Below are 13376 nucleotides of genomic sequence, written 5' to 3'. Positions count from 1 at the left end.
TGAACTTATGTATATCAACTCATTTTAGGAGATTACTTTGAGGATTTAAAAAGTAATATTTCTGTAGAATATAGAGATGTTGATACAGATAAAATACTAAAAACAACTTTTGCAGAAACTGTCCAACACCAAGGAAGTAATGTAATAGAAAAGACCTATTCAGCTCCTATAATTTCAGGATATGATTATCATTCATCAAAAGTGACTTTAGATGGAACAACTTCTACAGGTGCGAACCCTGCTAAGATTTCTGTTAAGCCTGGAACAGCAAATAAGGTTGTATTTTATTATAAGCAAAGGAAAAATGTTAACGTAACTGTAGAATATAGAGATATAGATACAGATAAATCACTAAGAACTCCATTGAGGGAAACTGTTTCTATAATACTAGATAAGCCAGTGGAAAAGACATATTCAGCTCCTGTTATTTCAGGTTTTGAATATAATTCATCCAAAGTAACTTCAGGAGGGGCAACCTCCACAGGTACAAATCCTGTTAAGATTTCTGTTAAACCTAAAGGGGTAAATAAAGTTATATTTTATTATAAAAAATCTCCTATTAAAGATGTAGGGGTAATTAAATTTAATCCTAATGAAACAGAATGGACAAATAAGGGGAAAATATCTGAAGGTGTTGGGAAGTATGAAGTAGAAGTATTCTATGAAGGGAATAATCCTATTGAAGATATTGGACGTTGGGAAAAGGTTAATGAAGCTGGTGAGATGCTAGCAGGTACTTTCCCAGTTGAATTTGAACTTGATAACATTAGCGTTACAGGGGTAGCAAAGGCTATAGTGGATGGAACAAGAGGAAATGTTAATATAGAGCAAGAGGGAGAAAAAATTAAGCTAAGTGGAATTGGAAAATGGAAGGAACCCATTTTTCAATCCCCTGAAACTCCTTATGAATTACCCAATGCGCCTAAAGAGCCAGTGGGTGAAAGTGGATATTACAATATAGATTGGACAAAGACAAATATAGAAGTTAAAGAACCTGATAAAAAATGGGTGAATAGTCCCTTACCTTACAAAATAGATATAAAAGTTAGTGATAATCTCTCAGGATTTGCAGAAGGTAGCAAGGTTATAGTAAATGATAGTAGTCACTATAAGAACAACACTGAAGAAGATATTAATGCTAGAGATTTACTTCATAATAGAGCAGTTGTAGTTCCAGATGGAATTTACAGAATAGAAGTAAAGGCAAATGATATAGCTGGAAATGAAAATAGCATGAACTTTGAAAAGTATCTAGTAGATGGAACAACTCCTACTATGGAATTTAGTGTTAAATCAAAGTTATTTAGTGAAGAAAATGGAGCTATAAGAAAAGAAAGTAAAAAAGGTAGTGGGTTATCTTATTATGGTACATTAAAAGCAAAAGATAATCTCTCAGGTGTAGGGAAAATACAGTACAGATGGTCATATTCAGGTGATAAACCTAAAGAAAAATATGAAGTACTGTATGAAAGTGAGTATACAGAGAATGATAGATATGAGGAAGAAATATCAAAGGAAATAGAGAAGCCAGTAGGGGATAACGTATATCTCCATGTTGAGATGTGGGATGTAGCAGGAAATTATAATTATCAATGTTTCGGACCTTTTGAGGATCCCATAATGCTTAAAGATTTTCAAGTTACAGATATAAGAGATCCTCGGTGGACAAGTATCTTTTGGAAAGATGATAAATTTGAAGAATATACGGAAAAGAAATTTAAAGTAAATGAATTACCGATAGATGAAAAATCTCATACTACATTAAAAAATATTTTGCCAAAGAAGGGTTATGCTTTTTATTTTGATATAACTTCAGAGTATTTATATAGGGATAATGACAGAATAGAGATTAAACCTAGCTTCTATTATATAAAGGATGATGAAAGAATAAGGGTAGATTGCTATTATAATAATAGTAACAATCCACTTGTTGGATTTGGGAGTAAACTTGATGATTCTACGATTAATCTAAGTACTAAAAGATATGGAGATGTACTTATAGGTAATTATAATAAGTTAATTTTAACAAGAGGAGTCAGAATTGCAAAGGGACGAGAGTGGAAAGACCATGATGGAATCAAGGGGTGGAAGGATGAAATTCAATATATTGATGGAAAAGAACAGTGGTGGTATGGAAAGTACTTCATTCCTTCATCTAGTTTCTTTGTAAAAGCGGGAGATAATCCTAGACCTGAAAATCACTTAAAAGGTGGGAATATATTAATTAATTTTGAAATTGTAGCATATAAAAAAGGCATAGAAACCTTATCTACAGATCAATTATTTAGTTATAAACTATCGCAATGGGAATTAGAAGGTGGACCTAAAAACTCTAACTATAAAGTTGGAGATGTAATAATATACAATGGTAAATACGGAGTTATCAGTGATTATTCTGGTAGAGTTATACAATAGCAAAAAAGAATTAAGAAAAAATAAGTTGTATGAGAATTATAGATGTAAAAGAAAAAATTAGAGGTGTAATTATGAATGAATTAATTTTAAACAGTTCAATAAAAGAAGAAAAAGATAATACGAGTATAAGATATATATTGGAGGATAGTGAACTTTTTTTTCAAACAGGATATAAGGTTCTACAAAACCAGGATGAAAATAAGTTTATAAAATGTGGAAAAGTTACTCATAATGGAAAAATAAAATTAATTTATGATACATCTTCATATAAATCATTGAAATCTTTACTAAATCAGTTAGATTCTCAAAACTTTTTAATAATTATATCTAGATTATTAGAAATAGTTAATGAAGTTAAAGTAAATGGATTCATGCAACCTGAAAATATTAATATAGGTTTTGATAAAATCTTTGTTGATAGTAATAACTTGAATGTATATTTGATTTATTTACCAGTGAATATTGAGACAGATAACAATAGTAAATTAAATTTTGAAAGAGGCTTAAAAGCAAATATAAAATCTGCTATATCAGAGCACCCTAATTTAAATAGTGATAAAGTACATAGATTATACTCAAGCTTAAACTCAGAAGATAATTCTATGGACTCACTAAAAGATAATATAAATGTTAAGGAAATTAGTAAAGAGGGCTTATACAAAAGAAATTTAAATAAAAATATAAACTTTAAATTAGGCTTAGAAGATAAGCACAGATATGGTGATAATAGACAACCTAAAAATATACATAATTCTAAAAATAAATTGATAGGGTTATTTTTAATAATTGCTATTCAAGCTATGACTTTAGTAATGATTATTGCTGTACATAAATATTTGAAGTTATCTAGTATAATTAATATCTCAATTACAGTATTAATTATACTAGTTGACTTAATAACATCACTACTTATTGCCATAAGTAAATTTAGTGACAAGAGCATTAAGGCAGAGAGAAGTATAAATCAAGAAAGTAGTAGTATTGTATATAGTGGAGGGGGAGAAACAGAATTATTAACAAATGATAGTTTCACTCCAACTATAGCATTAAATGGAGTAAACACCCCAAAGCCTATAAATATTATTATAAATAAATCAGAATTTGTTATAGGTAAGAATTCACAACTTGTTGATGGAGTAATTTTATTTAACAATGCTATAAGTAGGATTCATTGTACAGTATTATGCAATAATGGTAAATATTTTTTAAGAGATGAAGGTAGCTCAAATGGAACCTATATAAATGGTGTAAGGGTTCAATTCAAAGGACAAGCACCAATAAAATTAGGAGATACAATTAAGCTAGCAAATAGTGAATTTACGGTTGTATCCGTTTAGTTTTAATTATTAGGAGGGGAAAAATGGCACTATCAATTGTTTTAGCAGATAAGGATGAGAAATATTTAGGTCCTTTAGAATTAAAATTTGCTGAAGAGTTTGGAGAAAAAGCAGACATTACGGTTATAACAGATGAAAATTATCTAAAAACTTATTTTAGTACACCACAAAATATAGATTTATTACTTATAAATGAAGAATTATATTCTGATGAATATGAAAAGCAAAACATAAGAAATGTATTTTTGCTATGTGAGTCTGAGTCAAAAGGAGAAACAGAAAATATATTTTTAAAAAGTATATATAAATATACAAGTATAAAGAAGATTTTTAATGATGTAGTGAGCAATATGTCTTCAAATGTATTAAAGTCTATAACAAACTCAGAAGAAGGTTCATCTCAGGTTATAATGGTTTACTCGCCCTCAGGAGGAACAGGGAAAACTTATGTATCCCTTGGTATAGCAACGGCACTTGCAGAGTGCAATAAAAGAGTACTATTTATAAGTACTGAAATATTACAAAATTTTAATTATATTTTAAATAGTAATGAGTACTTAAATAATGGATTTGAACAATGTCTATCATCTCATAATGAGGATATATTAAAATACTTTAATAATTCTATAGGAAGAAATATTTTTGATTATTTACTTCCATTTAGACAAGCCACATCATCTTATAATATACAAATGGATGATTATAGATATTTGATAGAGGCACTAAAAGCCTCCAAGGAATACGATTTTATAGTTCTAGATACATCATCGGAACTAACTAATGATAAGACAAAAATGATGAGTTATAGCGATAAAGTTATAACTGTAACAATGCAAAATGAAGAAACAACTACTAAGTTAGAAAGTTTGTTAGTAAATATTGATTGCTCAAATAAAAATAAATTTATTTTTATCTGCAATAGTTATATAGATGATGAAGTAAATCATCTAATTAGGAATAATTTCACTAGCAAAATAACTATAAGTGAATACATACCTAAGGTTACTTCAAATTCAAATACTTTAAACATTGAATTCTTAGCTGGTAATAAACAATTTCAAAAGATTGCTTATATGCTTATTTAAAAAGGGGTATGAGGATGGATACGGAAAAAATAATAGTAATACTCAATATACAGAGAAAATCTCAAAAGTATGATGTTGAAGTTCCATTATACATTACTGCCAATGATTTAGTTATTGCTTTAAATGAAGGGTTTCATTTAGGAATTGATACACAAGATATAAATCAGTGTTATTTAAAGTGTGAAAATCCTGTTACCTTAATAAAAGGAAATAAGACTTTAAAAGATTTTAATTTAAGAGATGGAACTATAATAAACATTACATAATAAGAGGGAGAAAGTAATGAGTAATAATTATAAGATTATAATATTTGGTAATAAAATATATAGAGAATATGAGCTTCAAAGTGAGAATGATTCCATTGTTAAAGTGGGAACAAATAAATCTTGTAAGGTGAGATTTAGCAAAGAAGTATTTTTTAATAACTTTGAATTTGAATTTACTAAAACCATAAAGGGATGGCAGATTAATTGTGTTGATGGAGTATATTTTACTCAAGACGGAGTCATGAAAGTATATTCTAAAGAGTTGATTCATGGAGATGAGTTAACTGTAAAATATGAAGGTTCAAATGCAGAAATATTTAAATTAAATTTCTTTATAGATTTTGATAGTATAGAGAAGAATTATGATAGAGAAATAGATATAGAGAACATAAATAATATTAATATAGGTAGAAATACTCAATGTGATATATATATTGATGATAATTTGTTAGAAAATGACTACATAACATTAAGCTATAACGATGGAAATTATTATATAAATGATAATAATACTAAATATGGTGTATATGTTAATGGTGTTAAAATTATAGATAAATCAAAATTAAATAGTTATGACTTTATAATGTTTGTTGGGTATAGCTTTTATTTAAAGGATAACAGATTATATACAACAACAAATAGTATAGTAAATATTAAGAATGTAGAATATAGAGACTTAAATAATCAAGCTACTAACTTTAAGTATCCTAAATTTAATCGAAGTACAAGGATAAAATATGAGGTGCCACAGGAAAGTATAGAAATTTTAGACCCAGAAGCATTACCTGATAAACCTAAAAGTAACATTATATTAACATTAATACCTGCATTAGCGATGCTTGGACTAACAGTAGTATTAAGAGGAGTAATGGGTGGCGGAGGAACCTTTGTTATATATAGTGTTTGTTCTATGAGTTTAGGAATAATAATGTCTGTTATAGGAATGATCAGTGAGAAAAGACAGTATAAGAAGCAAGTAGAAGAAAGAAAAGAAAAATATAAAAGATATATAGAAGTAAAAGAAGAAGACATTAGAGAACAAAGAAAAAATGAACTCAATGTTTTAGAAAAAATATATAAACCTTTGGAAGAGAACATAGAAAATGTTGAAAGGTTTAGTAAAGAATTGTTTGATAGAGAGCCAGAACATAATGATTTTTTAAGTGTTAGGATAGGATCAGGAATATCACAAGCTAACTGCAAGGTTACAACAAAGAAGCAGGAAGTTATCAGTATAACCGATGATTTGTTATTGATACCTAAGGAAATAGAAGAAAAATATAGATATATAGATAACGCACCTGTATTTTTAAATCTTGCTATGTGTAATTTAGTAGGTATCATTGGAAATAGAGAAAAGTTATATGATTTATTAAAAAACATAACCTTAGATATTGCTATTAGACAATATTATAGTGATGTAAAATTATTCTATATGTTTAAGGAAGAAGATAAAAATAAATTTGCTTGGATCAGATGGTTAAGACATGTAAGAAATGAAAACATAGAAGCTCGAAATATGATTTTTGATGAAGAAAGTAAGAATATATTATTTGAATATCTATATCTTGAGCTATCAAGAAGAGAAGAAACTTTAGGAAATCGGAATTCAACTAATTTTAAAGAACATTATGTTATTTTTGTATTTGATAATAAAGGTATATACTCTCATCCTATTTCTAAATACTTAGCTATAAGCAATATGCTTGGATTTACATTTATATTCTTTGAAGAGAATGAAGAGATGTTACCAAAAGGATGTAATAAGATTATAAGACTGGATGATGTAGAGAATAAAGGTTTATGTATATCAAGTGAAAATGGAGAAGAACAAGCTTTATTTAAGTATAATGATATATCTGACGGAATAGCAGAAGAAATAGCTATTAAGCTAGCTTCTATATATATAGATAAGGTAAGCTTAGAAAGTCAATTAACTAAGAGTATATCTTTGTTTGAATTATTAAATATAATTTCTGTAGATGATTTAGATTTAAAAAATAGATGGGAAGAATCCCAGGTTTATAAGAGTATGGCAGCGCCACTTGGAGTGAAAACCAAAAATGAAATTGTATATTTAGATTTGAACGAAAAAAATCATGGACCTCATGGCTTGGTAGCAGGTACTACTGGTTCAGGTAAAAGTGAAATTTTACAGAGTTATATATTATCTATGAGTACTATATTTCATCCCTATGAAGTTGGATTTGTAATTATTGACTTTAAGGGAGGCGGAATGGTTAATCAATTTAAAGATTTACCACATCTTATAGGAGCAATTACGAATATAGATGGAAGAGAGATAGATAGATCCTTATTATCAATAAAGGCGGAATTAAGAAAAAGACAAGAGAGATTTGCTGAAAGTGGAGTCAACCATATAGATGCATATATAAAAAAATATAAATCAGGAGAAGTAAAAGAACCCCTACCACATTTAATTATTATTGTGGATGAGTTTGCAGAATTAAAAAGTGAATACCCTGATTTTATGAAAGAGTTAATTCGTGCTGCCAGAATTGGTAGAAGTTTAGGAGTGCACTTAATTTTAGCTACACAAAAACCTTCGGGGGTAGTAGATGAACAAATATGGAGTAACTCTAAATTTAAGTTATGTTTAAAGGTTCAGACTAAAGAAGATAGTAATGAAGTAATTAAGACTCCTTTAGCAGCAGAAATTAAAGAGCCAGGAAGAGCATATCTACAAGTTGGAAATAACGAGATATTTGAATTATTTCAATCGGCTTATAGTGGAGCAAATGCTGAAAATGAGGAGATAGATAATGTAAAGGAGTTTACAGTTAATAAAGTTTCACTAGCAGGTAAAAGAACTCCTGTGTATATACAAAAGAAAAAGAAGAGTAAGGATAATAGTTTAACTCAATTAGAAGTAATAGTTAATTATATAAATAATTATTGTCAAAGTAACAATATCATAAATTTGCCTGGTATTTGTTTGCCTTCATTAGAAGAATCTATCTCTTATACTAAATTTATAACAACAAATGTAGTTGGAATAGAGGTCGCAATTGGTATATATGATGACCCATCACATCAACTGCAAGATAGAGTAAAGTTAGATTTAACAAGTGGAAATACTTTTATTGTAGGTTCATCTCAATATGGAAAAACAAACTTACTACAAACTATTATTAGAGGATTAGCAGATGGATATTCACCCGAAGAAGTAAATATATATATTCTAGATTTTGCATCAATGATTTTAAAAAGTCTTAGTGATTTAAATCATGTAGGGGGAGTAGTAACATCCAGTGAAGACGAGAAAATGAAGAATTTCATCAAGATGATGAATACAGAGATAACTTATCGTAAAGAAATATTATCTAAAGTAGGAATAAGTTCTTTTAGCTCATACAAGGAGGCTGGATTCAAGGATTTACCGCAGATAGTGGTAATTATTGATAATTTTATTGGATTCAGAGAATTGTATATGCAATATGATGATGAATTCCTAAATATTTGTAGAGAAGGTATTAGTGTAGGTATAAGTATTATAATTACCACCCTTCAAACTACGGGAATAGGATATAAATATTTATCAAACTTTGCTAATAAAATTGGTTTATACTGCAATGATTCTTCAGAGTATGGAAGTATATTTGACAGATGTAGAATGCAACCTAAGAATGTTCCGGGAAGAGGGCTGATTGAATTAGATAAAGTAATATACGAATATCAAACTTATCTTGGATTTGAGGGAGAAAAAGAGATTGATAGAGTTAGAAACATGAAGGCCTTTGTTGAGAATATTAATAAGGAGTATATTAATATAAAAGCAAAACAAATACCAGAAATTCCAAAGGTGCTTACATCAAATTATATATCAAATAACTTTAATGTTAATACCTTAAAGCCTTATGAAATTTCAATAGGACTAGATTACGACACTGTAGATTTAGTTACAATAAACTTAATGGATATAGGGTATTTCACTCTATTAAGCAAGGAAAATAGTAATAGAATAAACTTACTAAGAATAATTATGAATTATTGCCAAATGAATATATTTAAATATCCATCTAGAGTGTATGTGTTTGATAATGTACAAAGAGATCTAAAGGATTTTAATGACTATGGATTTGTAGAAAGATATTCAATAGATTCAAATGAGTATGAAACTATTTTTGAGGATATAAGTAATGAATTAGAAGATAGATATCTTAATGTTATGGAATCAGGAATAGAAAGTTTAGAGGAAGAACCTCTTATAATTATCATAATAAACAATAGAACTATATTAGAAAATATGGGAACTAATAAAAATGCTATGGACATATTTAAAACAATGACCAATAAATATAAGTCAATGAAAGTTTCCTTTATGTTTACTGATGTGGATAATGCTCAAGTTTCTTATAGTTCTCCTGAAATAATAAAGTTGCTAAAGGAGAATAAGAAAGGTCTTATATTTGAAAATATAGGTGAGGTTAAATTCTTTGAAGTTCCTAATAATTATATTCGTGAACATAAGAAGAACATAGAGTTAGGTGATTCATATTTAATAAGTAATAATGAGATTTCTAAAGTAAAAACAATTACTGAATCATAGGAGGGATTTTATGTCAATAAAATATCTTGACACAGAGAGAATGTCAGAAACTGTTCAAACCTTTAAAAACGAAATAAGTAATTTTGAAAAAACGAAATTAGACATTGAGAGAGCTACTAATGATTTGTTAAAAGACTGGGTAGGAAAAGGACGAAACTCATTTGAGAAGAAGTATAAACTTTTATATGGACAACTAAAAGACATTGAGGAAAGTCTAGAGGAGTTCTATGAGGCGTTGGTTGAGTCTCAAAGTAGTTATTATGATGCTGATGAGGCATTTGCTAAGAAGATTAATATGTAACATATAAGGAGGGAAGGGTAGTGGCTAGTTCTGCAAGTCTTAGGGCTGAAAAAAGAGAAAAAGAGAAAGAACTAAAAAAAGTTAAAGAAAGAATAACTAAAGTAAAAGCAGTAATATCAAATGTTAATAATTTTACACATTATCAACAGGGTGATGAAACAAATGCTAAAAACATATCTTCATCATTACTGGTAAGTATAAGTAATGCCAGTAGTTTAGGAAGCAAAATAGAAGATAAAAAAGAAGAAATAGGAATTGATGATTATTATATAAGGTCTATTAACAATGAGCTAGAAGGTGAATTAAAGAGGCAAGAGCGAGCAAGAGATACCTTAGAAGAAGAAATTCGTAACTTATCACGAAGAATACAATATGCCCTAGAGAGAGAAAGACAAGAAAGGCTAGAAAGAGAAAGGAAAGAAAGAGAAAGAGAAAGAAAAGAGAGAGAAAGAAGATTATCTGGACAATGGTAAATTTAGTTTAGGAGGGGATATATTTTGGGAGTATTGACAGTTGATTATTCAGATTTAAAAAGTACTATATCATCATCAAAGAGTGCATGTAGGAATATAGAAAACTATGCAAATTCTTTAGATAAAAAAGTAACTCAAAAGATAAGTGATTTAGGATTTAGTACATCTAGAACTAGTGATGCTAATTGGTTTGCACGTAAGAAGACAGAAAATCTAAGAAAAAAAGCAGAGAAGTATACTAATTTTGCAAAAAAACTAGAAAATTTTGGTGAGATTACTCAAGAAAAAGATAAGGCAGTAAGCAATAAATTTGATACCCTATATTCAACCTTTAAAACTAAGAACAATATAAAAGTAAATCCAGTAAAAGAGTTCTTTGTGAACCTTACAGTTGGAATAAGTAATAGCTCATCACTATCGAGATGGGTAAAAAATACCTATAACAATATAAAAACATCTGTAAAGGGAGTATGTGATTCTGTCAAGGAATGGTTTAAGTATAAAGGTGGAAAGTTTGTTTTAGGTATAGTTGGATCAGTTGCAGCTATAGCATTAGGAATATTTACAATATGTACAGCTGGGCTGGGTTTCTTTGGAGTTGTAGCTATAATAGGTGCAGGGCTAGCTATAATAAATGGTGTAACTAATATATGTACTAGTGCGGCTGCAATTAAATATAGCAATAGCGATCCAGCTATGGCAGCAAGGTATGGAAGAATGGATACCCTTTCTGATCGATTTAAGAAAACCAATTATAATTCAAAACTTTTAAATAATTTAACTGAATGTAGTGCAGTAGGATTAGATACTATTCAGATTTTCACAGATATAGTGGGAGTTACTGGTAGTGTTAATACATTCTTTAAAAGCTCAAAGAATATAAGTTCAATAAAAAATTTATTTTCAGGCCCAGAAGGGCTTAGAACTAAGTTTTTAGAAAAAAATGGAAATAATTATAACTCTACTGCAAAAAGCTTTTTCAATGGATTAAAAAGCATAAAAAACGATAAACCATTTTGGAGTAACCTAAGAAAAAATTTCAAGAAGGATTTGTATAGTGATAAGTTTACAATTGTAAGAAGCTTTAGAGATAAAAAGTCTACTCTTACTTTTGCAAAAGATACTATTATTAGTAGCATTAAAGGAAATGATATGGAAAAGTTCGTAAGTAGAGGTATTATCAAGGGTTTTGGTAGTGATATAGCTAAAAAGCATATACCAAATTTAATTAAAACTATACTTAAACCAAGTGATGAAGTTCTGAATTTTGATGGAAACTTTAGACGAGTTGGGAGTATGCTAACTATGCCTAAACCTATGACAGAGGGAATAAGATTAATAAAACATATAGATGATATAGCTAAATTTAATGGAGTAAAAATTATTAATGGGTTAAATATATCTGATATAAAGGGAATAAAAGAGCTAATTGGGAAAATTGGTAAAATTGGAGATGAAAAAACTCAATCTTGGAATAGGTACAAACCAGAAAAGTATAAGACTACTAAGCTAATATTAAATTAGGAGTATGATGAAAGCTTGAAAAATATTAAGTAGTGAGGTGAATTTATAGATGACAAAAGAATATAAAGTTAATCATAAAGAAAAAGCAAGGATTAAAAAAAAGCAGATAAGAAAACATCCAAAATGGAAAACACGAAGGTGGGTTAGATATATATTAATAGCTATTTTAATTGTAGCATTAATCATACTACCGTCTCTTCCATGGACTGCAACAGATTTTGTTTTTGATGGAAAGAATATAGAGGAAATTGAAGCTAACACAGTATATAATATTTGTAGTGCATCAATTGCCATTGTAATTATATTTATAGGTATGCCAGTTTTTTTATATTTCCGTTCATTAAGAAATACCTGTGCTGATGGTATTAATTATTATTTAAATGAAACATTAATACTTAGCGATGGTGGGTTAGAATATGGATTTGTACCCAATAATTCAACAAGAAATAGTTATACACTAGATAGAATTATATATAAAGATATTAGAAGGCTTGTATTAAATACTTATCATGAGAGATTAGAAATATATGGAGATATGAAACTTACAATGTATTCAAACTATGAGAAAAATCAAATTCAATTCATTGAAAATGATAAAAACAGTAAGCGAAAGTTTTATCTTTATTATGAAAACAGTGAGGATTTAATAAGAACTTTAGAAGAAAATACTGGAATTAAGGTACAAGTTATAAATAAACAGGAAGAATAAAAAAATAAAAATTTATTTTATTAGCGGTGCAGATAAAAATGGTAAAAGAATATAAAGTGGATAATATAAAAATGAAAAAAATAATACAAGACCGTATTAAGAAGCATCCGAAGTGGAAAAAAAGAAAATGGGTAAGATATGGACTAGTAGTTACTTTAATTTTGTTGTTAATAATTATTCCTGCTCGTGGTTGGATTATGACAGAACATGTTTATGATGGAAAAAGTATAGATGAGGTTGGGATCAAAACTTTATTAATGGGAAGTGAAATGTCATTTTCATCAATTGCTTTCTTCATAGGTATGCCAGTTTTTCTATATATACATTCATTAAAAAATCAATGTAGAGGGTATATAGGATATCTTACAGATGAAATATTGATACTTAATGATGAAGAATTAAATAAGGGATATAGAGGTCAGGATATATCGTCTAGTAAAGAGTATTATATAGATATAATAAAATATAAGCATATAAGAAAACTAGTATTAAATAAATATTATGAAACACTAGATATATATGGAGATATGAGATTGATAGTATATTCTGATTATGAAAATGATGTAATAGATTATATAAAAAAGTATCAAAATAAAAAAACAACAATCAATCTTTATTATGAAAATAGTGAAGATTTCATAAAAACACTAGAAGAAAAGAGTGGAATTAAGGTAAAAGTTATAGATGAAGTAGATG

10 protein-coding genes are annotated in these 13376 nt (G+C 28.3%); all 10 read left to right on the top strand.

Annotated features, from left to right (window positions below; translation table 11 throughout):
- Positions 1–201: 201 nt before the first annotated feature.
- Positions 202–2415 (top strand): hypothetical protein, encoded by a 2214-nt coding sequence (locus B2671_RS06150; protein WP_346869616.1) that lies wholly within the window; start codon positions 202–204, stop codon positions 2413–2415.
- Between the two features lie 71 nt (positions 2416–2486).
- Positions 2487–3752, top strand: coding sequence for an FHA domain-containing protein (locus tag B2671_RS06145; RefSeq protein ID WP_346869615.1), 1266 nt, complete (start codon positions 2487–2489; stop codon positions 3750–3752).
- Positions 3753–3775: 23 nt separating this feature from the next.
- Positions 3776–4837 carry an AAA family ATPase gene (locus B2671_RS06140; protein ID WP_346869614.1) on the top strand — a complete coding sequence of 354 codons (1062 nt, stop codon included), beginning with the start codon at positions 3776–3778 and terminating at the stop codon, positions 4835–4837.
- Positions 4838–4851: 14 nt separating this feature from the next.
- Positions 4852–5103 carry an EsaB/YukD family protein gene (locus B2671_RS06135; protein ID WP_346869613.1) on the top strand — a complete coding sequence of 84 codons (252 nt, stop codon included), beginning with the start codon at positions 4852–4854 and terminating at the stop codon, positions 5101–5103.
- Positions 5104–5119: 16 nt separating this feature from the next.
- Complete coding sequence (gene essC, locus B2671_RS06130) at positions 5120–9673, top strand: type VII secretion protein EssC (protein ID WP_346869612.1); 4554 nt, start codon at positions 5120–5122, stop codon at positions 9671–9673.
- Positions 9674–9683: 10 nt separating this feature from the next.
- Positions 9684–9974 carry a WXG100 family type VII secretion target gene (locus B2671_RS06125; RefSeq protein ID WP_346869611.1) on the top strand — a complete coding sequence of 97 codons (291 nt, stop codon included), beginning with the start codon at positions 9684–9686 and terminating at the stop codon, positions 9972–9974.
- Positions 9975–9994: 20 nt separating this feature from the next.
- Entirely contained in the window at positions 9995–10447 is a 453-nt protein-coding gene (locus B2671_RS06120; RefSeq protein ID WP_346869610.1) for a hypothetical protein, read from the top strand.
- Positions 10448–10471: 24 nt separating this feature from the next.
- On the top strand, positions 10472–11971 hold the full coding sequence (locus tag B2671_RS06115; RefSeq protein WP_346869609.1) for a hypothetical protein: 1500 nt from the start codon (positions 10472–10474) through the stop codon (positions 11969–11971).
- A gap of 49 nt (positions 11972–12020) precedes the next feature.
- Positions 12021–12680 carry a hypothetical protein gene (locus tag B2671_RS06110; protein ID WP_346869608.1) on the top strand — a complete coding sequence of 220 codons (660 nt, stop codon included), beginning with the start codon at positions 12021–12023 and terminating at the stop codon, positions 12678–12680.
- Between the two features lie 71 nt (positions 12681–12751).
- On the top strand, positions 12752–13376 hold a 625-nt coding region (locus B2671_RS06105), incomplete at its 3' end, for a hypothetical protein (protein ID WP_346869607.1).

It is taken from the genome of Clostridium sp. UBA5119 (genome assembly GCF_002414285.1).
Lineage (GTDB): Bacteria > Bacillota > Clostridia > Clostridiales > Clostridiaceae > Clostridium_J > Clostridium_J sulfidigenes.
The sequence above is the reverse complement of the archived record's forward strand: the minus strand, read 5'-3'. Positions and strand labels throughout refer to the sequence as shown.